General features: G+C 63.7%; 19 protein-coding genes and 2 pseudogenes. 16 read left to right on the top strand and 5 right to left on the bottom strand.

Annotated features, from left to right (window positions below):
- The first annotated feature begins 13 nt into the window (after positions 1-13).
- Together KEM60_RS07330 and KEM60_RS07335 are read left to right on the top strand one after the other, a co-directional pair.
- The gene (locus tag KEM60_RS07330) at positions 14-541 is read left to right on the top strand and encodes a hypothetical protein (protein WP_219106860.1); all 528 of its coding nucleotides are present in this window, start codon (positions 14-16) and stop codon (positions 539-541) included.
- Between the two features lie 160 nt (positions 542-701).
- Positions 702-2,213 (top strand): flotillin family protein, encoded by a 1,512-nt coding sequence (locus KEM60_RS07335; protein WP_219106861.1) that lies wholly within the window; start codon positions 702-704, stop codon positions 2,211-2,213.
- 163 nt (positions 2,214-2,376) lie between these two features.
- Here the strand turns inward: KEM60_RS07335 and KEM60_RS07340 are convergent, their stop codons facing one another.
- Complete coding sequence (locus tag KEM60_RS07340) at positions 2,377-3,702, bottom strand: dicarboxylate/amino acid:cation symporter (protein ID WP_219106862.1); 1,326 nt, start codon at positions 3,700-3,702, stop codon at positions 2,377-2,379.
- Positions 3,703-4,044: 342 nt separating this feature from the next.
- On the opposite strand from KEM60_RS07340, the gene KEM60_RS07345 reads away from it, so the two are divergent.
- Together KEM60_RS07345 and KEM60_RS07350 are read left to right on the top strand one after the other, a co-directional pair.
- On the top strand, positions 4,045-4,419 hold the full coding sequence (locus KEM60_RS07345; protein ID WP_219106863.1) for an antitoxin: 375 nt from the start codon (positions 4,045-4,047) through the stop codon (positions 4,417-4,419).
- A 348-nt stretch (positions 4,420-4,767) separates the two neighbouring features.
- Positions 4,768-7,704 carry a hypothetical protein gene (locus tag KEM60_RS07350; protein ID WP_219106864.1) on the top strand — a complete coding sequence of 979 codons (2,937 nt, stop codon included), beginning with the start codon at positions 4,768-4,770 and terminating at the stop codon, positions 7,702-7,704.
- A gap of 138 nt (positions 7,705-7,842) precedes the next feature.
- On the opposite strand, the gene KEM60_RS07355 is transcribed toward KEM60_RS07350, so the two are convergent.
- Entirely contained in the window at positions 7,843-8,589 is a 747-nt protein-coding gene (locus tag KEM60_RS07355) for a response regulator transcription factor (protein ID WP_255574357.1), read from the bottom strand.
- Positions 8,590-8,967: 378 nt separating this feature from the next.
- Between KEM60_RS07355 and KEM60_RS07360 the strand changes: the two genes are divergently transcribed.
- The 7 genes and pseudogenes from KEM60_RS07360 to KEM60_RS07395 all read left to right on the top strand — a co-directional run bounded on the left by KEM60_RS07360 (position 8,968) and on the right by KEM60_RS07395 (position 17,035).
- Positions 8,968-10,122: a sensor histidine kinase gene (locus KEM60_RS07360; RefSeq protein ID WP_219106865.1), complete on the top strand. Its 1,155-nt coding sequence runs from the start codon at positions 8,968-8,970 to the stop codon at positions 10,120-10,122.
- Positions 10,123-10,352: 230 nt separating this feature from the next.
- Positions 10,353-11,081 (top strand): ATP-binding cassette domain-containing protein, encoded by a 729-nt coding sequence (locus tag KEM60_RS07365; RefSeq protein WP_219106866.1) that lies wholly within the window; start codon positions 10,353-10,355, stop codon positions 11,079-11,081.
- Positions 11,078-13,780 (top strand): DUF4135 domain-containing protein, encoded by a 2,703-nt coding sequence (locus KEM60_RS07370; protein WP_219106867.1) that lies wholly within the window; start codon positions 11,078-11,080, stop codon positions 13,778-13,780. The genes KEM60_RS07365 and KEM60_RS07370 overlap by 4 nt, the downstream gene beginning before the upstream one ends.
- A 1-nt stretch (position 13,781) precedes the next feature.
- Positions 13,782-14,660 (top strand): annotated as a pseudogene (locus KEM60_RS16510) (ABC transporter ATP-binding protein).
- 5 nt (positions 14,661-14,665) lie between these two features.
- The gene (locus KEM60_RS07385) at positions 14,666-15,421 is read left to right on the top strand and encodes a hypothetical protein (RefSeq protein WP_219106870.1); all 756 of its coding nucleotides are present in this window, start codon (positions 14,666-14,668) and stop codon (positions 15,419-15,421) included.
- 4 nt (positions 15,422-15,425) lie between these two features.
- Positions 15,426-16,268 (top strand): hypothetical protein, encoded by an 843-nt coding sequence (locus KEM60_RS07390; protein WP_219106871.1) that lies wholly within the window; start codon positions 15,426-15,428, stop codon positions 16,266-16,268.
- Between the two features lie 137 nt (positions 16,269-16,405).
- Entirely contained in the window at positions 16,406-17,035 is a 630-nt protein-coding gene (locus KEM60_RS07395; protein WP_219106872.1) for a GPP34 family phosphoprotein, read from the top strand.
- Positions 17,036-17,137: 102 nt separating this feature from the next.
- Here KEM60_RS07395 and KEM60_RS07400 read toward each other — a convergent pair whose 3' ends face one another.
- Positions 17,138-17,539 (bottom strand): response regulator transcription factor, encoded by a 402-nt coding sequence (locus KEM60_RS07400; protein ID WP_219106873.1) that lies wholly within the window; start codon positions 17,537-17,539, stop codon positions 17,138-17,140.
- Between KEM60_RS07400 and KEM60_RS07405 the strand changes: the two genes are divergently transcribed.
- From KEM60_RS07405 to KEM60_RS16515, 3 genes and pseudogenes are all read left to right on the top strand, one after another.
- A complete protein-coding gene (locus KEM60_RS07405) occupies positions 17,538-17,999 on the top strand; it encodes a histidine kinase (protein ID WP_219106874.1) in 462 nt (153 codons plus the stop codon). The genes KEM60_RS07400 and KEM60_RS07405 overlap by 2 nt on opposite strands.
- Positions 18,000-18,097: 98 nt before the next feature.
- Positions 18,098-18,451 (top strand): hypothetical protein, encoded by a 354-nt coding sequence (locus KEM60_RS07410; RefSeq protein ID WP_219106875.1) that lies wholly within the window; start codon positions 18,098-18,100, stop codon positions 18,449-18,451.
- Between the two features lie 58 nt (positions 18,452-18,509).
- Positions 18,510-18,656 (top strand): annotated as a pseudogene (locus KEM60_RS16515) (IS5/IS1182 family transposase); the annotation flags it as partial.
- A 184-nt stretch (positions 18,657-18,840) separates the two neighbouring features.
- On the opposite strand, the gene KEM60_RS07415 reads toward KEM60_RS16515, so the two are convergent.
- Complete coding sequence (locus KEM60_RS07415; protein ID WP_219106876.1) at positions 18,841-20,610, bottom strand: oleate hydratase; 1,770 nt, start codon at positions 20,608-20,610, stop codon at positions 18,841-18,843.
- A 196-nt stretch (positions 20,611-20,806) separates the two neighbouring features.
- On the opposite strand from KEM60_RS07415, the gene KEM60_RS07420 reads away from it, so the two are divergent.
- Positions 20,807-21,535, top strand: a complete 729-nt coding sequence (locus tag KEM60_RS07420) for a TetR/AcrR family transcriptional regulator (RefSeq protein ID WP_219106877.1) — start codon at positions 20,807-20,809, stop codon at positions 21,533-21,535.
- On the opposite strand, the gene KEM60_RS07425 is transcribed toward KEM60_RS07420, so the two are convergent.
- Entirely contained in the window at positions 21,511-22,476 is a 966-nt protein-coding gene (locus KEM60_RS07425; RefSeq protein ID WP_219106878.1) for a BadF/BadG/BcrA/BcrD ATPase family protein, read from the bottom strand. The two genes, KEM60_RS07420 and KEM60_RS07425, sit on opposite strands and share 25 nt — an antisense overlap.
- A 158-nt stretch (positions 22,477-22,634) precedes the next feature.
- On the opposite strand from KEM60_RS07425, the gene KEM60_RS07430 reads away from it, so the two are divergent.
- Positions 22,635-23,066: a DoxX family membrane protein gene (locus KEM60_RS07430; RefSeq protein WP_219106879.1), complete on the top strand. Its 432-nt coding sequence runs from the start codon at positions 22,635-22,637 to the stop codon at positions 23,064-23,066.
- The last annotated feature ends 3 nt before the right edge of the window (positions 23,067-23,069 follow it).

Raw genomic sequence — 23,069 nt, forward strand, 5'->3', positions numbered from 1 at the left:
GGAGGGGTAAGCCATGCTGACCGGGTTCCTGATCATCGGAGGCGTCGGGCTCGGACTCCTCCTCGTCTCGCTGGTCGTCGGCGAAATCTTCCACGGCGTCATCGACGCACTCATCCCAGGCGACGTCATCTCCGGGGCCGCCGTGGCGAGTTTCTTGTCCGCCTTGGGATTCATCGGCGCATTAGTCCTCACCCAGACCGAGAACACTGCATTGGCGACCGCGGCTGGCACCACCGTCGGCCTGGGGCTGGCGGCCCTGGCGACGTGGATGACCCGCGTATTGATGCACGGTGACACGGCACACAATGTCAACCCCTCCGGGTTCATCGGCTTGCACGGCACGGTGATCAACCCCATCCCCACAGACGGATACGGGCAGGTCAGCATCATCGCTGAAGGTCATATCACCAGGCTCAACGCTCGCTGTGAGCAGCCCCTCGACCCCGGGCTCCCGGTCACCGTCATCGATGTCCTCTCCCCCACCAGCGTGCGGGTCATCGCCCGCGGCCCCATCCTGCCGGGCATCCCCAACGGCAACTGACCTGCGCCGTACGGCGGCTCCCCCGACCACGACGAATAGCCCGAGCAACCGTCCCAGCTCACAAAGTCATCAGTACCTCTGAGCACGCCACCATCCAATCCTGCGCTAGGGAGCCTCCATGCTCCGACCGCGACCACCACCCAGAAAGACAGGAAAAGTCATGACCACCCCACTTCCCACGAGCGTCATCGCCGTCATCGGCATTGTCGTCCTCATCGTGCTCATCGGGCTTCTTCTCGCCCAGCGCTACAAGGTGGCTGGCCCCAACGAGGCATTTATCGTCACTGGTCGCCGTGGCAAAGCTGTCCGCGACGTGGAGACCGGTGCCATGTCCACCGACTTGTCCGGTCAGAAAGTCGTTATGGGTGGCGGTGTCTTTGTCATCCCCTTTGTCCAGAAATTGCACATCCTGGATCTTTCCAGTCGACGCATCCCGGTGCAGATCCGAGGCGCGGTCTCCGGCCAGGGCATCAAGCTCAACTTGGAAGGCGTCGCCCTCGTTAAAGTCGGTGGCAACGACGATTGCATTCGCGCCGCCGCGCAACGGTTCCTCGCTCAACAGCACGAGATTGAGACCTTCACCCAAGAAACACTGGCCGGGTCATTGCGCTCCATTGTTGGTTCGCTGACTGTGGAGCAAATTATCCGCGACCGAGCGGCTTTTGCTCAGCGCGTCGCCGACGAGTCCGAAACGTCCCTCACTGGGCAGGGGCTTGTCCTTGATACCTTCCAAATTCAGGACATCACCGACGACGGCAGCTACCTGCATGACCTGGGTCGCCCCGAAGCTGCCCGCAACGGTCAGACCGCAGCCATCGCCGAAGCCAACGCCCGTCAAGCTGCCGAACAAGCCCGCATCGCCGCTGAACAGCAGATCGCCGACTCCCAGCGTGCGCTGAGCCTGCGACAGGCAGAGATCAAAGCCGAAACGGACGCGGCCAGCGCAAAAGCTGCGGCCTCCGGCCCGCTCGCCCAAGCCGAACGGGACCAGGCCGTCCTCTCCGAGAAGGAAAAGGTCGCCGTCCGTCAGGCCGCATTGAAAGAACGGCAACTCGACACTGAGGTACGTCGTCCCGCCGACGCCGAACGGTACCGCGTCGAACAGGACGCTGCTGCGCGTCGTAACGCCGCGATCGCTGAAGCTGAAGCGCGGAAAGCAGCCTCCATCGCGGCGGCCGAAGCCGATGCAGAAAAAGCCCGCCTCACCGGTGAAGCCGAGAAATCTCGCCGTACCGCACTGGCCGAAGCTGAAGCCATCGAAGGTGCCCGCCGAGGTGAGGCGGAGAAAGCCCGCCGCACCGCTGAAGCCGACGCCACCCGCGCTGAAGGTGACGCCCAGGCAGCGGCGACGCTGGCCATCGGCCATGCTGAAGCCGAAGCGATGAACGCACGCGCCGAAGCGTTCGCCCGCTACAACGAAGCCGCCGTGCTGCAGATGCTCGTCGAAGTGCTTCCGCAAGTCGCTCGTGAAGTCGCGGCACCAATGGCAGCCATCGACAAACTCACCGTGGTCTCCACGGACGGGGCTGCCGCTTTGCCCAAGCAGGTCACTGACAACCTCGTCCAGACCATGGCACTGCTGAAAAACACCACCGGAGTCGACTTGGAGTCTCTGGTCAAGAAATACGGCCAGTCATCGCCGAACCACGGAGACGCCGCATCCATCTCGTGACCGGACAGCGCCTCCTGGATGAGCTGACATGAGACGGCATGAGCTGGCGAGACAGTGGTGGGCGGCCGGAGCAATCTCCGGTCGCCCCCCACGACCTTTGCGATCTGTCCCTAGGCGCCGACGACCCTCAACAACCAAAGAGAAGCGGCCCCGCGGCGACCTTTCACCCGTGGATCGGCAGGTCACCTTTCGGCGCGTCATACACCTCACGGTCCAGCAGGCCCTCTCGAGCCGCGACCACCACCGGCACCAGCGCCTGACCAGCCACATTGGTGGCGGTACGCATCATGTCCAAGATCGGATCGATGGCCAACAACAACCCGGCCCCGGCCAATGGCAAACCCAACGTCGACAAGGTCAACGTCAACATGACGATGGCGCCGGTCAGGCCGGCCGTGGCTGCGGAACCGACAACCGAGACCAACACGATCAAGGCAAGCTGTGGCACTGACAAGTGCATCCCAAACACCTCAGCCACAAAAATCGACGCCAACGCTGGGTAGATTGCCGCGCAACCGTCCATCTTTGAGGTCGCCCCAAAAGGTACGGCGAACGCCGCGTAATCCTTCGGCACGCCCAGTCGATCCACGGTGACTTCTTGGGTCAACGGCATCGTGCCCACTGAGGATCGGGACACAAACGCCAACTGGATCGCTGGCCACGCACCCGCGAAGAAGCGCACCGGATTGAGTTTTGCAGCGAACATCAGCACTGCCGGGTAGAGCACCAACAACACCAGGAAGCATCCGACGTACACATCGACGGCAAACGTGGCTAGCGGGGCCAGCAAATCCCAGCCATACGTCGCGACAGCCTTACCGATCAACCCGAGCGTCCCCAGCGGAGCCAACAGAATCACCCACCACAACGCTTTCTGGGTGATCTCCAAAGCAGCATCAACGACCGCAAGGAACGGTTCAGCTTTGTCTCCGACCTGCACCGCAGCGAGACCGACGACCACGCCGAGGAAGACGATCTGCAAGACGTTGCCCTGCACAAACGCACCCACCGGGTTGGTCGGGATGATGCCGGTGAGGAAGTCCGTCCACCCCCCGGCTTTCTCCGGGGCCTTCGCTGCCCCCAGATCAAGGCTGACGCCACGCCCCGGATGGGTGAGCAAACCTAACGCCAGACCGATCAGTGACGACGCCAACCCCGTGATGGCGAACCACACCAACGTTTTTCCAGCCAGACGAGCCGCATTGGTGACACCGCGCAGGTGAGCAATGCTGCTGACCACTGCCGTGAAAACCAGCGGTGGGACAGCAAGTTTGAGGAGTTGCACAAACAACGAGCCGATGGTGCCCAAGGTCGTTGCCAACCAGGTGATCTGAGCTTCCCGGGCGAGATAGCCCAGCACAACGCCCAGCGCCAGCGCGACGAGCACCTGGGTGGTGTAGGAGAGTCGGAATCGACGTCGCGATGGTGGAGACAGGTCGTCCCCGCCAGTGTCAGGAGCTGCGATGTCAGATGATGCGGTGGCGGACATGTTTTTCCTTGAGGTCTGGGTGCGGGTCAGGTGGGGCTGGTCAGCCCAGACAGATACACGCAGCCTGACGACGCAGGTCGACGTACCTGCGTTCGGTCAGGTTCCAGATGTTGGCCACGAAACGTGAACTTACGCCCCTCGCCGGGTATTCCCCAAAGAGCCCACGCACCCCTACTCGGGTGCTGCCTGCCGCGACAGGACACCCCACCCCGGGTCTCACCGCACCGATCCCCGTCCGAGACGATGGTCTCGCCGGTCGCAAAGATCCCGGCACGGCGTCCTTGCCACCACCGGTGGGGACCTTACTGAATCGTTCATGGACACCCAGCGAAGGAGAACGCCATGTCATTCCTCGAAGAATTCAGCAAAGTCGCCCAAAAAGCCCTGCAAGAAGCCGAGGTCGTCACCGCCAAGGCACGTCAGGCAGCAGGGGCGGCCGCCGACGCCCATCGCGACAAAATTGACGATTACATCGGCAAAGCTGGAACGTTCATCGACGAGAAGACCGAAGGGAAGTATCACCAGCAGGTCATTAAAGCGCAGGACGTGGCAGGGAAGGGAGTCGACATCGTGGCCCAGCAGAAGTCCGCGACCATCCCGGACCGACCCGCAGCGCAGCCCAAAGATGACAGCGCCGACACCCCGCAGACCCCCCGTGACGCAGCGCCGAAAGCACCAGCTGAACCCGACCGGGAAGACGGATCTCCTACTGCCTGAAGGGGCCTCACGTCACGGCAGGATCGGCATCAGGGCCGCCCGCGACACGCCGACGACACACTGATCCGCCAAAAGATCCTGATCGCCGATCCTGCCACACCCGTTAACAGACGCCACAGATGAAAAACTCCCGCTCGCAGCTCCGAAGCCACTCTTCCGGTCTCTGCCTTGACGCACAAGGAAGCCCGTCATCTTGTCTCATTCCGCAGGTGATGTATCGGACGACTGTCCTATTAGCCCGTATCATGACGGGGCGATAGCCGGTCATCGCGGTCGGTGGGGATCCCCAGTCCCGCGCGATCCGAACCGGACCCACGACGACTGCGGGATGCTGCTGAGGTGATGCAGATGGCGGGGATGCGACCCGACCGGGGAGAATCCGCCGATGCGGGCGCTCCCGACCAGCCCATGACACGACGAGCCCGGCGCCACAACGCCGCGGAGTCAGAACCGCTCACCAGAGCTGAGCGGATGCGCCGAGAACGCATGGCCATGACCGAATCGTCCGGGGACCTCGGCGCCACCGAATCCTCATGGCCGGCTCAGGGGACGTCGTACGACTCCGGCATCTCCGGGTATGGATCGAGTTCTCCTTCCTACGGGTCGAGCAGCAGCTCTCCATACAGCTCCGGATCGCTCCCCACCAGCGGGTCCCCGTACGGCACCAGCACGTCCGACCCCACTTCGGCTGCATATCCGAGCGGCAGCAACCCGAGCAGCCCCTACAGCAGCCCCACACCCAGCACGCCGTACACACCCAGCTCCTATACCAGCCCCGCCACCACCTACCCCAGCAGCGGCAGCACTGGGAGCACCACTGACACTGGGAGCACCACGGGCACAGGCAGCTCCTCGTACACCTCTGGGTCTACCTACGGCGCTGGCAGCGCGGATAAGAGTAGCGGCACCGGACTCAGCAGCAGCCCGAGTAGCCCCTACAGCAGCCCCACACCCAGCACGCCGTACACACCCAGCTCCTACAACAGCCCCGCCACCACCTACCCCAGCAGCGGCAGCACTGGCAGTACCACTGACACTGGGAGCACCACGGGCACTGGCAGTAGTGGCAGTTCGTCGTACAGCTCCGGATCACTGCCCACCAGCGGATCCCCGTACGGCGCGAGCACACCCAGCACCACCCCCTCGGCGTACACCCCCAGCAGCCCCTACACCAGCCCCAGCTACAGCAGCGGAAGCTCCTCCAGTGGCATCGGCACCTCCCCCTACTCCACGGGAAGCAGTTCCCCGTCAACACCCGCCACCACAAGCAGCCCCAGCTCCCCGCTGCCCGGCGTCGGCGGTGCGGGAAGCAGCTCACCGTACAGCTCCGGACCACTGCCCACCAGCGGATCCCCGTACGGCGCGAGCACACCCAGCACCACCCCCTCGGCGTACACCCCCAGCAGTCCCTACACCAGCCCCAGCTACAGCAGCGGAAGCTCCTCCAGCGGCATCGGCACCTCCCCCTACTCCACGGGAAGCAGTTCCCCGTCAACACCCGCCACCACAAGCAGCCCCAGCTCCCCGCTGCCCGGCGTCGGCGGCGCGGGAAGCAGCTCCCCGTACGGCGGATACAGCCCTACACCGTCACGGAGTACGGCCGGGACCTTACCTGGAGTAGCAGGAACCCCGAGCGCCTCAACTCCGCCCGGAGGCTTCACCGCCACCCCCACTACCGGCGGGTTGCACTCCCAGGCGTTGGATCCCGGCCCGGCGGTCCCCTATAACTTGCCCACGAACACGATGCCGAAACTGAGGCGGACGTCGACAAACGCCCTGCCCACTATCGATGTCTCCCGACCAGCTGAACTCCCAGTGATCAGCGCGCCTCGTACGACGGGATTACCGGTAATCACGGTTCCCGGGGCGCCCCCGCTGCCCGTCATCGGCGCCCAGCCCACAGTGGAGATGCCAGTAGTGTCGCTACCCGCTTTTGACAAGGCGCATGGCGATCTGGATGCCCGTTCTTCCATGAACGCCCCCGTCGAAGGCAGGTCTGGGCGTCGCCGTACGGACGACGACGCGGACGAACCATTGCGGGGCCGGTCCGAACGGTCCCGTAGTCGCCGACGGTCTGCTTTGGATCTGGATGTCGAAAACGATGAGCCAGTGGGTCGCCGGAGCAGCCGAGACCGTGACGCTAGCCGGGATCTGGAGGAGTTCGACGAGGCAGACGAGGTTGACACCACGCGCGACGGTCGCATTGCGCCATGGCATTTAGGGCTAGCTGCGCTTTTCCTGGTCTTGCCGTGGATCATGCACGACGCGCTGTCACCAGCGGAGCAGCAAAGCTTGAAAGCTGCTCAACTCCCAGGCTTCCCCATCCGCAAGATTTCCATCACCACTGACGGCATCCTGGGCACCTACCACCTATTGCTGCATCCGCTGGTGTCGATGGTGCCGCCGATGATCGGGGCACGAGCCCTGTCAGTCCTGGGTTTTGCGGTCACCGTGAGTTTGGCCTGCCGGATCGGCAGACTCGTTGACGGGGCCAGAGGATTGGTGGTGGCCGGCGTGGTCACCATGATGAATCCGCTGCTGATTGGCGCAGCCGTGCAGGTCAAGCCATATACCTTAGCGACTGCGGTGGCCACGGCAGCCGTGCTGCGGGTGTTGCACATCGCCTTGGACCGTAAACCGGTCTCACAGTTGTGGTGGGTGACCTGGCTAGGGGCGCTAGCAGGCTATTTGCATTTCTTTGCCTTTTTGGCCCCGGTCGCAGCGGGGATGGGCATGGTGGTCCGACGACGGTCGATACGTCGACTACGGCATTCGTCGGGAATGTGGCCAGCGTTGACGGCTTTCTGCCTGATGATGCCGGTGGGTTTGATCGCTTTAGTGCAGATCCAGCAGACCTCCGATTCGGCGCCGTTCTCGCCGATATCAGCGGTGGAAATGCTCGCAGCCGCTCTGGTCCGAGCGCCCGGGTTGAACTCGCCGCTGGGCCACGGGATTGTCTTGCTGGTCTTGTCCGCTTTCGGGCTGGGATGCCTGGTGATGATGGCGTGGTCTGCGCGCCGGTTGCGCCGCCCTGAAGAGTCCGCGGTCTTGACGATTGCAGTGTCCTGGCTGGTGCTGCCAAGCCTAGGTATCGTGGCCGCTTCAGTGCTGGTGCCGATGCTGGTGCCGGGGTATGTGACGGCGTCAGTCCCGGCGGTGGGTTTGTTAGCGGCGCTGTCGTACCGGTCGGCGCGCACCACTGGCATTGGGACCGGGCGCACTGTGGTCCTGGCCTACTTGATAGTGATGACTGTGGTGAGCTTGGCGTCGCTGGTGATCTGGTAGTTATCGACATCACCAGGAGGGGGCGCCCCGCGCAGGGACGCCCCCTCCTCGCATACCCAGACCTCGTTCGTTCAGGCTGAGTAGGGCAGGATCAAGAGCTGACGTCTGCTAGCACCACCTGCCACCACCACACCGCCGTCACCGACGTCCAGCCCTGTGACAGCCCCTCGTCACGTCTCTCGTGGCGGAGAAGGCGCGACCGCTCCGGGTGCAGTCGTCAAGACCAAGGTCGGCGATATTCCATTCGTAGGCCCGGATGACCGCCTGGACACGGTCACGGACGCCGAGTTTGGCAATCAGCCGAGCGAGGTGGGATTTCACCGTTGCTTCGGTGAGAAACAGGTTTTCCGCAATCTCTTTGTTGCTCATACCCCGAGTGAGGAGCTTGATGACGTCCATCTCCCGTTCGGTGATGAACCGAGCTGCGGGAGGAGGTGTGGGCCGCGTCTCCTCCCGAATCGCGCTGACTACATGGCGGACGACTTCAGGTGACAGGGTCTGCTCACCAGCGACGGCACGACGGATAGCCGCAATGATTTCTTCCGGCCGCGTGTCCTTGACCAGGTATCCCGAGGCCCCAGCACGCAGCGCAGCGACGACATAACGGTCAGTGGCGAAGGACGACAAGGTGAGGAGGCAGACGTCGGGGTGCGACTCGTGGATACGTTTCGTAGCCTCCACACCGTCCATGTACGGCATGTGCATGTCCATAAGGACCACATCTGGCTTCACTTCGGCGACGAGTTTGGTGGCGCCCAGGCCGTCTGAAGCGGTACCTACCACTGCTAGGTCTTGGGCGGACTCCACGAAGAGTCGAAGCGCTTCAACGACGAGCGAATCATCGTCCACGATGACGACACGGGTCAGAGTGTCAGAGGTAGGCACACAGGGAATGTAACGTACCTCTCACAAGCGTGACAGCAACTTCGCATAATGGGTACAACAGCCAAATTGGACATGTGGCAAGCTGGAGACTGCCTCCCAAGCGTCTCGATCTCCATCTTGAAGGACTTGCATGCACACCACGCGCCGAGCCCTCACTGTCAGCGCCTTTCCCAGCATGGGTCTCATCTCGTTCGGGGCGGCCCCCATGCACACTACTTCGCTCCTGGCGGCACCGACGGAGCACCCATTGACAGGGATCGAGGCCTCACACCAGGGCATCAACAGAGGATTAATGGCGCCACTTAATATCAAACTTTCCGCGGCTACTCCTCACATCCATCAGATCTCTCGTTGACAACGATGGCAAAAACCCTGACCATGAACCGACTCAATCCTATTGACGCTGCTTGGACTCTCCGAGTATTCCTCCTTGGGGGGGTGCTCTTGTCCTTCATCAGTGGGGCTGACGGTAGCATCGGCGATATCTGCTATAGCGCCACCACCCACGCCATCCCTGCAGTGGCAGTGTTCCGTGCGGATATCGCGAGCCTTTTGTTTATACCCCTTTTAATTATTAGCGCACCCCTCGACACAGCATTTGCGATTCTCTTGCCGCTGCTGATCCTCATGGCATTGGTCGCCAACACCCAGCCTCTCCGACGAGTCGCAGGCCTCGCCACTGCCGCTGTCGCATGGTTGGCAGTGGAGTTAGGTTTTGGGCAGCTTGATTTTTCCGCCAACATCACCCCACTGTTTCTTATCTCGGTGGGAATTACACTCCAAGGCGTCCTCCTCCGTTTATCCATCCTGCAACGGCGGAAACAACAACACGAACTCGCAGAAGCGATGAAGCGCGCCGAGGCTGCCAGCGCTGGGGAACGACGACGCCTCGCCGGCGAATTACACGACATCGTCGCGCACGATCTCACCGTACTCACGATGCTCTCCACCATGGGACAGACTCTCGACGACACAGAGAAGATCAAAGATCATCTCAGCCGAATGGAATTAACGTCTCGGTCTGCCCTCGCAGATCTTCGGCGGCTGCTCGGTGCACTCGAACGCACGGAGGTACCTCCGGTCAGCCTAGGAACTTCCACCACCCGGCCCGACATCCGCGCCGTAGTGGACTCTGGCATCGAGGAACTCACCCGCCTCAATTTTCCCACGTCACTCACATGCAGGGGAGAGCTAGATTCCATTCCACGTTCAGTCCAACACGCACTGCGGCGCAGCATTAACGAAATGTTCGCTAACGTCACGAAGTACGCAGAGCCAGGTAGCCCTGTCGACATTGTCCTCGTCCTCACAACGGATGGAGTCACCCTGCGGATCACCAATGTCCCATCACCGATAGATCGCCGCACTGATTCCGGAGGAATGGGACTAGGCCTCAGCCACCTCCAAGAACAGGCAGAGTCGTTCAATGGCTCATTCCAGGCTGGCCTTGAGGGGCATCGATGGATATCCGAACTCTATATTCCGTTGCAACCCAACGAGACGGATGACGGCCGTCAGTCAAGTCCCCGGTAGTCGGGTAACGGAGAATATCGATCTCACGTCCTGACTGATCATCTCGACGAGTTGGAATCGGGTCCTCGCCGAACGCGACATCGTGACCTGGATCCAGAGCTGGAACCCCAATCCGGAACCGTTCGTATGGACCAAAATCGCCGACGCTACGCTCGTACTCCCGCTACCTCGAAAAGCTCGAGGACATCCTCGGCACCGAGGTCGAGTCGACCAGCGGGTCGCGCACCGAGTTGGACAGCGGTGAGATACGACTCAAGAACCTGTCCTTCAGCTACGCCGGTGAGCCGCGTGCCGTGCTGGACGACATCAACATGTCCATCGGCTCGGGTGACCTCGTCGCCGTCGTGGGCCAATCTGCTTCCGGCAAGAGCACCCTTGGCAAGGTCATCTGTGGCCTGTACGAGGCTGGTCGGGAGGCGGTCGAGATCGGTGGGCATCCCCTCGGCGACTACGACCGTGACGCCCTGCGCCGCCAGATTGGTTACGTGCCACAGGACGTCACGCTGCACAACGGGACGATCCTCGAGAACCTCGCTATGGGCAGCGACCTCGACGAGGCCGAGATCGAACGTCGCTGCCGCCGGCTCGACTTCCTCGACTTCATCGAGCGCCTCCCCATGGGGTACCGCACGATGGTGGCCAATCTCGGAGCCAACTTCTCCGGGAGCCAGCGTCAGCGTCTCGCGATCGCCAGGGTGCTCCTGCGGTCTCCTCAGATCATCGTCTTCGGCGAGGCGACCAGCGCTCTCGATCAGCTCAACGAGCAGCGCGTCAATCGTGTCCTGCGCAGCCTGGGTTGTACGCGGATCATCATCGCCCACCGCCTTGAGACGGTGCGCGGCGCCGACACCATCTACGTCATCGAAGACGGATGCGTCGTGGAGCAAGGCACTCACAACGGTCTTCTCGAGTCCAATGGGGTGTATTCGCTCCTCTACCGCCAGGGAGTCCCCGCATGACCGCCATCGGCACCCCGCTCACCCCTGTCGATGTCGACGCTGAACCCATCCGGATCCAAACGGCGTTTGCGCCGCTGCTGGATGCGGTGACCGACCGGGTCACCGCATCCAGAGCGCCTCGGTACGTGCTGCCGGAAGGCGTCGCAGCCGGACTGAGGGCTGTGATCCGCACCGATGTGACGATGGTGTGGATCCGCATCCTCGTCGAGGAGTTCCACCGTTTCCGAGAGGAACTCGGCCTTCCGGATTCTCCAGCGTCCACCACGGCGCTCCGCCGTTTCCACGAGGCGCTCCTCGACGGCGACTTCATTGACCGAGTGATCGGTGCCTGGCCGACCGCGGTCGGGCTCGTCGAACGCCGAGGCCGCTGGCACCGCGACGCCGCCGAGGAGATGTGGGCGGCGTGGCTTGCCGACCGGGACCGGCTCGTCGCCGCGGGCATGGTCTCCGCCGATTTCGAGCCGGTCGCCGCACGGTTCGGTGCGGGCGACAGCCACCACCAGGCTCGCACCGTCATTATCCTCACCGGGGCCGACGACTCGAGGATCGTCTTCAAGCCCCGCGCCCCCGAGACGGACCTCATGCTCGTCGACCTGTTGGACCTGCTCGGGCGAACGTTCGGCGTGGACATGAGCCGGTGCGCCCCCCGTTCCCTGGCGGGAACGCAAGGGTGCTGGCAGGAGTTCATCGCCTCTCACGAACCGGTGAACCCCCAGGAGGTGCACGACTACTTCCTGCGGTTCGGCCTGCTCGCAGGTCTCTCTGGCGCCATCGGCGCCGGAGACCTGCACCACGAGAACGTCATCCTGCGTGGTGCATACCCGTGTGTCGTCGACAGCGAGACCATCCTCCAGGCACGTTTCATGCCACTCGATGGACGCCTCGCCAGCAGGATGCTGAACGCCGCGCAACGCTGCCCCGGGGCGACACTCATGTTGCCCGCCCGGGTCCGCAGGGGTGCGTTCGACATCTTCATCAGCGCCCTCGGAGTACCGTGGGTGCAGGTCTCCGATAAGGAGACCTTCGACATCGTCGACGACGGTACGGACGCAGTGCGCCTGGGCCGGATCAAGATCACCATGGAACTCGACGGCAACGTCGTCCGCCTCGGCGGTGAGCGGGTCGACCACCTCGACCACCTGGACACCGTAATCGAGGGGTACCTGCTCGCGCAGGCGACGCTCACCGAGCACCTCGACGAGTACGTCGCCGCCCTCGAGTCGGCGCGCAACGCCCTCTTCCGCATCGTCCTGCGCCCCACACAGGTGTATGGCACCTTCGTCGACGCGTCCGTGCATCCTTCGGCGCTCGCGGATTCCGTCGAGAGGCGGCGTGTGCTGGGGCTTCTGAAGGACGTCGATTACAACGACGAGGGACGCATCGGTGCACGTGAGCGCGCCGACCTGGAGGTTCTCGACATTCCCGCGTTCCACTGCTTCGGCGGCTCCACGCGCCTCGTTAGCGGGGGACAGGAGTTGTCGGGGGACTACTTCGTGCTCTCACCGGTTGACTCCGCTCTGCGCAGCCTGCATGAGTTCTGCGAACGCCCTGCGGCGTATCACCGGTTCCAGCTCGAGACGTCCTTGAACGAGTTGGCTGCCGGTCAGGACCGCCCCTATCCCTTCGCGATGTTGCGGTCCGCGTTCGTCGCGGGGCCACAGGCGACAATCGATCAGGTCTTCCACGTTCTCGACGCCGCCGGGGAGCGCGGCATGAACGAGCAAGGCGTCGAGGCGATCTCCTGGCTCTCGCACCTCGGCCACGACGGCCTGGAGACCTACGAGATCGACCAGACCATGACCTTCCACGACACCGACGGCATCGCGGCCATGTTGTCGACGCGACATCCTGGAACGGCTCTCGCCGCACAGTCCCTGGCGGCGCTAAGCCTCGTCCAGGTGCCTACAGGGACGACCCGGTGCTCGGTGCTCGCCGGCCCGGCGAGCACTCTCTTCATTCGTGGACGGGCCGTGCTCCCAGCACCCCCTGAGGCGCCCACGGAATCCACCGAACTCGACCTCATGGTCGGAACGGCAGGACTTCTCCTCGCCGCGGCACGGATGGCCGAGCCCGATCTCGCCTGGATTGCACGGGCTCGTGACCACCTCACCACCTGGACGCCCCAATGTGCCTGGAAGCGGCCCTGGTCGGACCTCGCACACGGAATGATCGGGGTGGAATGGGCTCGATTCCGAGCCGCCCACACTCTCGGTGAAGACACCGGGCGCCTCGCAGCGGGACTGATCGCGGGGCTCGAGCACGCTGTGGAGGACTCGATGTACGGCGCAGCCTGGTGCTCCGGCGCTGCCGGGGGCCTCGTCGTCCTCGCGGACCTGCACGAGTCCGGACACGACGTGCCCGCAGACTTGACCCGACGCCTGACCCGACGAGTCGCCACCGGCGGCCCCGGCGTCGTCGATGTCTCGGTCTGCCACGGCGTCGCCGGTCGGATCCAGGCGCTGCTGCGTGCAGAAGAGGGCCGGCTCATCACCGACGGCCGCGAACGTGCCCAAGAGCTGTGGCGCCGCTCGGCCGAAACAGCCCGCACAGAAGGAATCCAGACCGGTGCTCCGGGCCGGACGGCTATCCTCGAGTACTTCCTCGGCTGGGCGGGCGTCGCCGACACCGCCCACCGACTCCTCCACGGGGCAGGCCTTTTCGACGCCGTCTCCCTGATTCCACCGACGAAGGAGATCTGACATGGCCATCACCATCGACCACGTGTCGCTCGACTACGGCGAGTTCGCACTCAAGGACGTCACTTTTGACGTGCAACCCGGAGAGGTCGTCGGCTTTCTCGGCCCGAACGGTTCGGGTAAGTCCACCACATTGCGAGTCCTGCTCGGCCTCGAACGCCCAGACAGCGGAACGGTCCTGATCGCCGGCCAGAGGTAACAGGACATCGGTCGTCCACTGCGGGTCATCGGTTCCCTCATCGACACCAATTGGATCAACGGATCCCAGCGCACCCAGGACTATCTGTCGTGGCTAGCGGCGTCCAACGACCTCGACAAGGCCCGCATCCCGGAGCTGCTCGAACGCGTCGGCCTTGCCCACGTCCACAAGCGCAAGGTGTCGAAGCTCTCCCTTGGGATGCGGCAACGCCTGGGTATCGCGGCAGCGTTGCTCGGCGACCCGGCCTACCTGGTGTTCGACGAGCCGCTGAACGGGCTCGATCCTGAGGGCATCCGATGGGTGCGTAGGCTCCTCGGCGAGCTCCGCGACGACGGGCGGGCCATCCTGCTCTCTAGCCACATCCTCGCCGAGGTCGCCGAGGTCGCCGACCGGGTCGCGATGATCTCCGACGGCGCCATCGTCGGATACGGCAGTCTCCCCGAGTTCGAGGGCGGCATTGGCCTGGTCGCCGTAGTTTCTGATCCCGACCGGGCCGTCGCGGTCCTCATCGAGAAGGGGTACGAGGCCACGCACACAGGCACCCCCGAGGTCCTCGTCTCCGGGGACGCTCACGGGGGCGACGTGGCCCGGGCTCTCGTCGAGGCCGACATCACCTTCGAATCCATCGCCAAACGCGAGGGCGACCTTGAGAACGCCTTCTTCTCCCGCCTCGTCAAGAAGTGACCGGCATGCGCACTCTGCGCACAGAGCTGCGGAAAGTCGTCGCCTACCGGCTGCCGCTGTTCGTAGCCGTCGGCGCCCTGCTGCTCGTGGGGCTGTGGGACGTCACGATCCTGGCTCGGGGCCAGTCCGGCCTCAGGGCGATGGATTCCTCCCTCGCGTTCAGCGGGATCGTGCTTCCCACGGCGTGGTTCATCATCCCCATGCTCCTCGTCGGAGCCGACACCTGCGAGGGCACGTTGTGGCCCGCGCTGCACTCCCGGCCCGGAACCACTCGTGTGCTGATGGGCAAGGCGGTGGCCGCCGTGGTCGTCGCCGTCGTTACGGCCCTCCTGGCCGCGCTCATGCTTGCCGGGCTGACTCTCGTCACGTCCCACGGAGCCCCCACCGTGGAGGTGCTTCCCGCCGTGATCGGACGTTTGCTCATCCAGGCCATGTTGTGCACAGTGATCGCCTTCTCGATCTACGTCCTCACCGGTTATCAGGGCGCATCGTGGATCATCCTCGGCCTCCTGGTGTGGATCCACTTTGTCGAACGGGTACTCTCCTCGGCGCTACCGGGCAACGCAGGAATGCTCGGGATGCCGTTCCGCCTCGTTGACTTCTGGATCCGCGGCAAGTGGAGCGCGACCATGCCTCAACTCGAGATGTTCGGCTTCGGCCCACTGGCCGTGTACACCGCCGCGCTCGCCGCGCTGGCGGCCGGCTCCTTCATCTTCTTCTCCGACAGCTCCGGGCGCACCTGGGGCAGAAAGCGCTGGTGAACCCATGTCCTTCACCCTCGCGGACGGCCGCGGCGCCGACCGGTCGCCCACGGTCGAGAGCACACCGTGGGCGACCACGCTCCGCTGGATGCGCACCCTGGTCGTCAAGAACGGTCTTGCACCCATCCTTCTGCGCAGCGTCCTCGTTCCGATGCTGCTGTCCTTCGCCGGTGCCCTGTTCATGATGCTCGGGCCGGTGCCGATCCGGCCTGACGCTGCAGGTGGTATCCCCGACCGCGACGTCGTGTTCCTCTTCCTCGGCTACATGCTCCTCGGCCAACTGGTGGTGATCGTATCCGGCGCGTGGCTACACCTCCGGGATGTCCTCTCCCGGTCTCTGGGCGGCATCTACACCGCCGTCCCGGATCGTCGGGCCGTGACGCTCGGCACCGCCCTCGTGGCCGCCGTCGTCGGCGCACTGGGTGCGCTGGCGAGTGTTCTCACCGGCGTGGTGACGTTTATGGTCGTCGCAGGGGGCGATCTCGCCGCCACGATGAGTTCACCGCGAGTCATGCAGATGCTACTCGGCCTCCCGTTCGGCGCCGCGATGCTCTCCGTCATCGCCGTCGCTGTCGCGGTGCTCGTGCGTCAGCCCATTGCAGCGGCCTGCCTCCTCGTCATCTGGGCCACCTACGGTGAAGACGCCGTCGGTCTCATCCCCGGTGTCGGCCCGGTGGTGAAGCTGCTGCTTCCGATCACCAACGGTCAGGCAGTCGCAGGCGCCCCGGGTGTCCAGGGCATCTCGGGTTCTTCCCTCGTTGCGGGACTGTGGATGGCGGTCCTCGCGGCGATCTCCGTCGTCGTCGCCGTCGTCGTCGAGCGCCGCCGCCGAGGCTGGGTCTCCTGACGACTCAGCCTCGGTTCTTGGAGCCCGTCGCCGCGCATCTCCGGGTGCGCGGCGACGCCACGGGGGCGGACCGTATCGCCTATGGGGCCATCCGATGGGATGAACCGCCAGCGGAAACGAGTACCTAAGCTGGCCCCATGTTGATCTGCGAAGACGTCATGATCCTTCTCGCCGAACCACGCGGGATGATCGAGAACTGGGATGCGCGGCGACAGTGGAGTCTCACGGCCGGAGCCCTGTGTGACCTCGAAGAGCTCGGCGCCATCGCAATTGAAGGCAAGCAGGTGCGGGTGCTCTCCGAGCAGGCCACCGGTCACGCGGCCCTTGAGACAATCCTCACGCGCATCGTCGACCGACGCGATCGCAAGCTCCCCTCGATCCTGCGCGATTCCGCGGCGTGTCCGCTGGAGGACATCATCGAGGGGCTCTCCGCCCGAGGCGTCCTGGAATTGAAGAGCAAGAGCCGCTTCGGCCTGTTGCCGAGCCGATACACGGTAACCGACTCGACCGTGGAGAACAACTTGCGTGCCGCCATGACCAACACTCTCCACGGGCGTGGCAATCGGCACCATCTCAGCGTGCTCGCCATCATCAACAGCGTCGAGGTGGTCCACCAGGCACTCAAACACGAGGCCGCTGGCGTCAAGGACCGTGAGATCTCCGCCTTGCTCGAGGATGTCAAGGACTCCTCGACGATGATGTCGGCGCTGCGGTCCTCCACTCGTGGCATCGGCAGCGCCCTCCCCGCCATCGCCGGGGGCATGTGACCGCCGCGACCGGGCCGCGACTCGCGCACGCAAAGAAGGCACCACGGTCACGTCCGTCCCCCACGGACGTGACCGTGCGGAGGCGCCGCGCACTCTCGCGGATCAGTCGTCGAGACCTAGCTCGGCGATGTTCCACTCGTGAGCGCGGATGATCGCCTGAACGCGGTCTCGCACGCCGAGCTTCGCGATGAGACGAGCAAGGTATGACTTCACCGTCGCCTCGGTGAGACCTAGAGCGTCCGCGGTCTCACGGTTGCTCATGCCGCGCCCGAGTAGCTTGATGACGTCCATCTCCCGCCCGGTGATGAACCGCGCCGCCATGGGCGGGGCCGACCGCTTGTCCTCGCGGATCGCATCGACCACGTGAGCGATCACCCCGGGTGACAACGTTTGCTCGACCATGACAGTGCGGCGGACATCGCCAGCGCCCTCTCTCCCACTTCTGGCCTTCAGCGCCGTAGGGGAGGCAGCGTTGGGAAGTCTCTTATCGCTGCTGATCCTCATGGCGCTCGTCGCGAACACACAACCCCTCAAATGGGTCATCGCGCTCGCGGTCGCATCCGTGGCATGGGGCACGGTGGCGTCGGCCTACGGTGTGTTCCGTCTCGACGGCGGCATTGCCGCACTGCTGCCGATCCTGGCGGGCGTCGTGTTACAGGGGGCCGTCTTGCGGTCGTCGCTCTTGCCACGCCGACTGGAGCGGAACGAACTCGCGGCTGCGGTCACCCGTGCCGAAACGGCCAGAGCAGCAGAGCGGCGGCGCCTCGCCGGTGAACTTCACGACATCGTCGCGCACGACCTCACTATCCTGACGATGCTTTCTGCCACCGGGCAGAATCTCGACGACTCCGGAAGGTACAAACCACGTTCGCCCGCATGGTATCGACATCCCGGTCGGCCTTCCCCAAACTCTGCCAGCTCCTCGACGTGCTCGAACGAACGGAGGCACCTCCGGTCAGTGTGAGCGCCTCCACCACCCGCCCCGACGTCGGAGCGGCGCTGACCAGCGGCATCGAAGAACTCACGCGACTCGGATTCTCTCCGTCCCTCACATAGTTGGATGTGGTCCCCCGATCCGTGCAACACGGGCTGCGTCGAAGCATCAGCGGAATGCTCGCCAACGCCGCGAAATATGCAGAGCCCGGCACGCCCGTCGACATCGATCTCGCTCTCACCGCCGATGAGGTCGCCCTCCGAGTCGTCAACACGTCGTCGTCGACGGGTCAGATTCACGGACCAGAGAGAATAGGGCTTGGCCTGAACAACCTTCAGGAGCAGGCGGAGTGTTTCAACGGGACCTTCCACGCGGAACTCCGGCAGCATCGATGGGTCTCCGAACTGCGCGTCCCGTTGCAACCTCACGCGGCAGAAGCCGTCCGCAACCTTTCCACCTGGCCCGCCGAACAGATGTCATAGCGAAACGAGCCCCATAGGGACACCCCCCGACACCGCCTGCCGCAACCAGCTCATCAACACCTGCCGCGCACCCGTCGAATGCGCCAACGCCCTGCTGAAATCCTCCTTCAAGGCCCTACGCCGCATCACCTTATGCCCCTGGAGAATCGGACACATCACCACCGTCGCCCTCATACTTTTAACCACCAACGGCGGCTGCTGGTGAGAAAACCTCTCTCGGCGATGCCTTTCACTGAGCCAGCTATCAGACTAGACCGCATCTTTCTAAATCAGGGAACCAGATGGGTCATTGTCCTGACCTATCTGTCTGTGATGATTTCGCTGTCCCAACTGATCCGCTAGACCGTACGTGAGGGGGCGCCCCACTGGAGCATCCCCCTCTCGCACCCTCAGAGAACGCCGGTGGAGCGCAAGAGGGGACCCAGGACTGTTCGGTCGAGGCCGCGGCGGATCACTGTGGGAGCCCACAGAGGTCGTCCGTCCCGGAGCCGGGACGCAGCCGTGAGCAGTACCCGTATGTCGTACACGCTGCCCCACACCTCGGGGACGCCACGGTCCACATCAAACAGCGTATAGACGGCTTCCATGCCGGTACGCACTGAGTATTCAGTGGTGAACACGGTGTCGCGGTCGGTGTGGGCAAATTGTCCGAGGAAGGCGAGGTTGACGCTGCCTGCGGGGACGACATCGGGCCGGTCCGCACGGCTCCGAGGCATGAAGAAGGCGGTGATGAACGGCATCATGCAGGGCATGCAGACCGCTGAAGTGGCGGCCATCTCGTCAATCTGCGCCGGAGGCACCCCGATGTGGTAAAGGAATTCGCGAGTGATTTCTTCGCCGGTGCAGTCTCGCATCGGTTTTTTCACATAATCGCCGGGGCGATCAGTGAAGAGTCCGTAGATCCAGATGACTAGTTTGTCAGCGGGTTGAGCTGCAAAATGGGGTTGGCGGTTGATGGTCCAGGACATCATCCAAGAGGAATCACGGACAGTGACAATGCCGCCGGTGGTCACTCTCCCCTCAAAAGGATTCCGTTGGCAGATCTTCTCCAGGTACGGCGGGATACGATCGTCGAGGGTGGTCAGCGTCGCTGATTCCCAGTTAGTCAGTTGGGGGTCGCTGCAGAACTTTTCGGGATGGCCGAAGGACTCATCTTGACGGGCCATGTTTTTCCACAGGCTCCAGATGCCATCGTCGTGGATGCGCGCGTCAAGGGCTGGGGCTTGGTGATGGTCGCCCCAGGTGGAGTTTTCCACGCACGATCCGTTAGTGACGAAGACCACGTCATTCTCGGTGAGGTCGATGCCGCCGGGGAATCCGTTGCGGGTCCATTCGATCCGACGAGCCATCTTGCGCAGCGGTGCAGTGGGGTCGCCTGGTACGGCGGTCTTCTCAACGAGGACGTTGGTGACTCGGGTGTCGTATTGGAAGGTGACGCCTTGGTCTTGCAGCCAGGTCACCAGGGGCAGGATGAGCGACTCGTACTGATTATATTTGGTGAATTTGAGCGCGGTGAAATCGGGGAGACCACCAATGTGGTGAATAAAACGTTGAAGATAGAGCTTCATCTCCAGCGCACTGTGCCATTCTTCAAAGGCAAACATTGTGCGCCAGTAGAGCCAGAACGTGGAGTCCAGGAAGTCCCGCCCAAGGACGTCAGTGATCTTCAGATCAGCGAGGTCTTCATCCCGGGTAAAAAAGAGTCGACCAATATCAAGTTGAGCCCGAGTGGTGAGGTCGAATCGGCCATCGGTGCGACCGTCTCGACCTTGGTCTTTGGTGGCTCGCATGAGGGAGTAGTTGGGGTCATCCTTATTGAGCCAGGAGAACTCGTCGAGGACAGATGCACCGGGGGTTTCCAGTGAGGGAATGGATCGGAAGAGGTCCCAGAGACACTCGAAGTGCTCTTCCATTTCGCGCCCCCCACGAATGAGGAATCCTTTGCCTGGATCCACGATGCCGTCGCAGGCCCCTCCAGATAGTGGTGAGGCTTCGAGGATGGTGATGCGGTGCGGGTCTACTTGGGCATCTCGGATGAGGAATCCGGCAGCAGCGAGTGAGGCGAGTCCGGCGCCGACAAGATGGGCAGATGCCGTGTCAGCGCGATGGGATTTGCGGGGTCGAGCAAAGGCTTCGTAGTTTCCGCTGCTGTAGTACACGACGTGTCCTTCCGTGGAGCGCCGAGCTGGCGTCGCCGTAGCTGTGGTCCCAGCGAGAATACCTCTTTCGGAGTCCGCTCCGCTTTAGATTGCGGTTGTCGCAGCCACGGCCAAGCCGCCCCGGCGGCCACTCAAGGCCCCGATACGCTGGGAGTTCATCGGATCCACGAGGTGAACCAGAATGCAGACAGCCCCCATGCCCACTTCCGGACCTCCGGAGACCCACCCCGCCCCACCGACAGAGGGTCGCCGAGAGCGCAACAAGCGGCTCAAGGCGGAGGCCATTTTGGCCGCAGCGGAAGACCTCTTTCGACACCACGGATACACTGCCGTCACCACCCAGCAGATCGCCGAAGCAGCACAGGTATCCAATGGCAGTCTTTTCCGCTTCGCCGGCACTAAAGCGGACCTGTTGATTCGGGTGATGGAGAGCCGCCTTCGGCTGGGCCGTGAACAAGGCTTACAGATGGCCAGGAGCGGAGCTGACCCTGTCGAGGCGATCATCGCGCTGCTGCACCCGATCGCTGAAACCGGGATGCCCCACCCTGAAGTCGTCGTGGCCTACCAGCGAGAACTGCTGTTCGCGGAGGCTCCAGAGCGCGGCGCCGAATTGGATTCAGTCGAAGCCATGGAGGCAGCAATCCGGGAGGTTCTCACGATCGAGCGCCCCGGATACGACGAACAGACCGTGCACTTCGCAGCGTTCACGATCTATTCGACGATCTATATGGATCTCGTTCGAGTCAGTGTGGGGCGAGCGTCAGCGCAGGACTTGCCGCGACGGCTTCGGGCGACGATTCGGACCTTGCTGGACACGCTGATCCCCGCGAAGGAGGGAATGGTGTCAGCAGCAGACCCGGCCCGAGTGCCGCAGCGCAGCTCGACGGGTTCCGCGCCGGGTCAACGCTCCACAGTGCGCACGTAGCGTTCGCCGACTCGATTCGCCCATCCGTGGGCGGCGAAGGAACGCAACAGGTCGAGAGCGTTTTGTACGACGCGGAGATCGGTGGCGCCGCCAGATGCACGGGTCGCGGCAGCCAGGATGAGTTGTTGATAGTCATCGCTGCCGCTGACCAGACCTCCGCAGAAGAGCCAGCTGGCCGCGGCGGGGTGACTGAGGAAGCGGGCGGAGGCAGCGAGTGCGGCTTCGACGTCGGCGACTGCGGCAGTGATGATCTCGGTGGCCACTGGGTCGTGGTCGTCGGTCCAGGCGGTGGTGACGGCGGGGGCGAGTCCGGCGAGATGTTGTTTGGGGTGTGCCGTCTCGCCGAGTGTGCGGGCGAGGTGGAGGGTGTCGGCGTCGTTGAGGTTCGCGTGGGTGGTGATGGTGGTGGCGGGGCCGCGTCCGTCTGCGGCGCGGACCATCGCGATGAGGGCTCGTTTGCCGAGGTCGACGGCGGCGCCTTCGTCGCTGGCGAGCCATTCGACGCCACCGACACGGGTGAGGGAGTCAGTGGCGTCGCGGGTCCAGAAGGCGCTGCCGGTGCCGATGATGGCGGCGACGGTTTCAGTGCCGGGTGCGCCACTGAAGAGCAGTGGTGCGACGTCGTTGACGAGGTGGATAGTGCCGTCGTACTGGTGGGTGATCGCCAGGGATCGGAATTGGGCGGCGAGCGTATCGGCGGAGGTGTCGTCGAAACCTGCGGTGGCGATGTAGGTGGCGGTGACGTGATGTTCGGCGACGCGGGCGATGAGTGCGCTGTAGACGTCGAGGGCTTCGTCGGCGGATCTGCTGGCGGTGTTGGCGCTCCCGAAGGTTTCGGTGAGGGCTGGGGTGGTGCCATGCCAGATTTCGAGTCGGGTGTGGGTGCCGCCGCAGTCGGCGACGGCGTACGACGTCGGGGGTGCCTCGGAGGGTGCGCTCACGGCATTGATTCTCTCTCGTCAGAGGGGGTGGTGTGGTGCGGCTGGTGGGGTACGGCGAGCTCGCGGGGAACCCGACAGTCAGATTGTGCACAATTTAATTGCGTACACTGGGATCGAGCCCATTGGTCCACCCTCGACACCTCGAAGGAAAACACCTGATGAAACCGTACGTACGCCTCCTTGCCCGCATCCTGCTCGGCGTCTTTTTGATGTCAGCTGGGTACAGTCACATGACCAGTGCCCGGATGGAGTTCCAGGCTCAGGTCCCCGACTGGTTCCCGATGGACAAGGATCTGGTGGTGATCCTCTCCGGGATCGTCGAGATGACCCTGGGCGCTGCGTTGATCTCCGGCTTCCGCAAGCAGATCGTCGGGTTGGCAGCTGCTGCTTTCTTCATCGCGATCTTCCCGGGCAACATCGCCCAGTTCATCGAGGGCAAAAATGCTTTCGGCCTGGACTCCGACCGCGCCCGCGCCATCCGACTGCTGTTCCAGCCGCTGCTGGTGCTGTGGGCACTGTGGGCCACTGACGCCTTCCCGGTGATCACCCAGTGGTGGAAGTCCCGCAAGGCAGGTGCCAGCCAGAGTTGAGAC

The organism is Austwickia sp. TVS 96-490-7B, assembly GCF_019331795.1.
GTDB lineage: Bacteria > Actinomycetota > Actinomycetes > Actinomycetales > Dermatophilaceae > Austwickia.

Excerpts from the sequence above, each read along its gene's own strand:
- KEM60_RS07330 (WP_219106860.1), top strand. The coding sequence starts at position 14 with ATGCTGACCGGGTTCCTGATCATCGGAGGCGTCGGGCTCGGACTCCTC.
- KEM60_RS07335 (WP_219106861.1), top strand. The coding sequence starts at position 702 with ATGACCACCCCACTTCCCACGAGCGTCATCGCCGTCATCGGCATTGTC.
- KEM60_RS07340 (WP_219106862.1), bottom strand. The coding sequence starts at position 3,702 with ATGTCCGCCACCGCATCATCTGACATCGCAGCTCCTGACACTGGCGGG.
- KEM60_RS07345 (WP_219106863.1), top strand. The coding sequence starts at position 4,045 with ATGTCATTCCTCGAAGAATTCAGCAAAGTCGCCCAAAAAGCCCTGCAA.
- KEM60_RS07350 (WP_219106864.1), top strand. The coding sequence starts at position 4,768 with ATGGCGGGGATGCGACCCGACCGGGGAGAATCCGCCGATGCGGGCGCT.
- KEM60_RS07360 (WP_219106865.1), top strand. The coding sequence starts at position 8,968 with ATGAACCGACTCAATCCTATTGACGCTGCTTGGACTCTCCGAGTATTC.
- KEM60_RS07370 (WP_219106867.1), top strand. The coding sequence starts at position 11,078 with ATGACCGCCATCGGCACCCCGCTCACCCCTGTCGATGTCGACGCTGAA.
- KEM60_RS07385 (WP_219106870.1), top strand. The coding sequence starts at position 14,666 with ATGCGCACTCTGCGCACAGAGCTGCGGAAAGTCGTCGCCTACCGGCTG.
- KEM60_RS07390 (WP_219106871.1), top strand. The coding sequence starts at position 15,426 with ATGTCCTTCACCCTCGCGGACGGCCGCGGCGCCGACCGGTCGCCCACG.
- KEM60_RS07395 (WP_219106872.1), top strand. The coding sequence starts at position 16,406 with ATGTTGATCTGCGAAGACGTCATGATCCTTCTCGCCGAACCACGCGGG.
- KEM60_RS07405 (WP_219106874.1), top strand. The coding sequence starts at position 17,538 with ATGGCGCTCGTCGCGAACACACAACCCCTCAAATGGGTCATCGCGCTC.
- KEM60_RS07400 (WP_219106873.1), bottom strand. The coding sequence starts at position 17,539 with ATGAGGATCAGCAGCGATAAGAGACTTCCCAACGCTGCCTCCCCTACG.
- KEM60_RS07420 (WP_219106877.1), top strand. The coding sequence starts at position 20,807 with ATGCCCACTTCCGGACCTCCGGAGACCCACCCCGCCCCACCGACAGAG.
- KEM60_RS07430 (WP_219106879.1), top strand. The coding sequence starts at position 22,635 with ATGAAACCGTACGTACGCCTCCTTGCCCGCATCCTGCTCGGCGTCTTT.